Source organism: Pseudomonas libanensis (genome assembly GCF_001439685.1).
Taxonomy (GTDB): domain Bacteria; phylum Pseudomonadota; class Gammaproteobacteria; order Pseudomonadales; family Pseudomonadaceae; genus Aquipseudomonas; species Aquipseudomonas libanensis.
This window is the reverse complement of the sequence record NZ_JYLH01000038.1, coordinates 1-1,430: the sequence shown is the minus strand read 5'-3', so window position 1 is coordinate 1,430 and position 1,430 is coordinate 1. Positions and strand designations below refer to the sequence as shown.

The 1,430-nt window shown below is 55.2% G+C and carries 1 protein-coding gene; it reads right to left on the bottom strand.

The features are described 5' to 3' along the window. Positions 1 to 9: 9 nt before the first annotated feature. Positions 10 to 1,347 (bottom strand): IS4 family transposase, encoded by a 1,338-nt coding sequence (locus TU73_RS27825; protein ID WP_057014851.1) that lies wholly within the window; start codon positions 1,345 to 1,347, stop codon positions 10 to 12. Positions 1,348 to 1,430: the final 83 nt, after the last annotated feature.

Genomic DNA, 1,430 nt, shown 5'->3' with positions numbered 1-1,430 from the left:
CAATGCTGTTCACTTAAGCGGAGCAGCTTTGCGGTTAACCGGATACCGGGTTTTTGACATTTTCACCGCCCTGGGCCTCGCCGGTCTGGGGCGTTTTGTTATGAAGAGCACGCCGATGCTGCCCCGAAGCTCCTCCAGGCGCCTCGGGGTATGGGACGGCGATACGGCCCCGGCCATTACCACCAAATGGCTGGCAATGTGCTGACAGGCAAACTTGAAGCTTACTTCGCTCGGCGCTCGCTTGTGAGCAACTGCAGCCTGACTGGCCTCTCGGCGCACCACGTTATAAGCCAGTAACAGCCCCCATAATTCCTGATACACCAGATCCACAGTCTTGCTGCGAAGCGTCAGTGCATTGTCTTGCATTGAGCTTTTGATATCTCTGAACCCCAACTCGATTTCCCACCGCTCGTGGTAAAGCGTCGCGACCTGCTCGGCACTGAATTTTGAGGCCGGTAGCGAGGTGAAGACCGTCTTTTCCTTTCCTTCGACTTCATAGGTCACAGCGCGCACTTGCCAGTATTCAGGTAAAGCCGGATTCTTTTTACGCGCCTGCGGCGAGACCTTCATCTGCACCAGATAATCGCCATCGCCATAATGTTCGACTTCGGTTCTGACCGTCCCCTTGCGTTCGGGGATCATCCAGTGCCTGTCTTGCTCAGCGTTTTGAATACTTAACAACAGATCAGCGCTGAAAAAACCTTTGTCCAGTAAAGTCACCGAGTGGCTGGGTATGCTCTCGACAAAGTCCTTGGCCAGGGGAATTTCTCCCTTGCGATAAGGACTGATGGCTGCATTGGCGATAATGTGGGAGCGGGCATTCATCAGCGCGACAAGACGCAGTACCGGGTAAGGTGTCTGCCGATTGGAGGAGGTATTACCTGAGCCGAAGTGCTCCCGTAACTGCGGTGTTTCCGGCGTTCGGAACAATGCGCCATCGACGGCAAAAACCTGGAGTCCATGCCAATCGTCTTGCGGGTAACGCTCGTATCCCCAGGCATTGGCGCACTGTCGAAATAGCCATTCCACAGGCTGATTGCCCAGGCGCTGGCGCGCCTGTGACAGCCCGCTTTTTGCCAAAAGCACCTCGTTGGCTAGACCCTCGGCGCAGATATTGAGTCGGCGGGCGACCTCAACGATGGGCTCGCCTCTGAAAAGCGCCATCCCGACGACTAGCCAGAGCACCATGTCGCAGGGTAGCCGTCGACGTCGGATGGTCGCCTTCTCGGCCAAAGCTGCGGCAGTGCTAATCCACTCTTGAGGAATGTGATCAGCGAAAACGTCGAGGCGAGTGAGCGGCTGCTCGGCAAAGTCTAGAACAGCGCCTAAATCCTGAGCGACAGACATAAAAAATCCGGAATCCTTAATCAGATTCCGGATTTTCCTGCTGCCCGAGGATTAGTCAACAATCCTTAAGTGAACAGCATTGC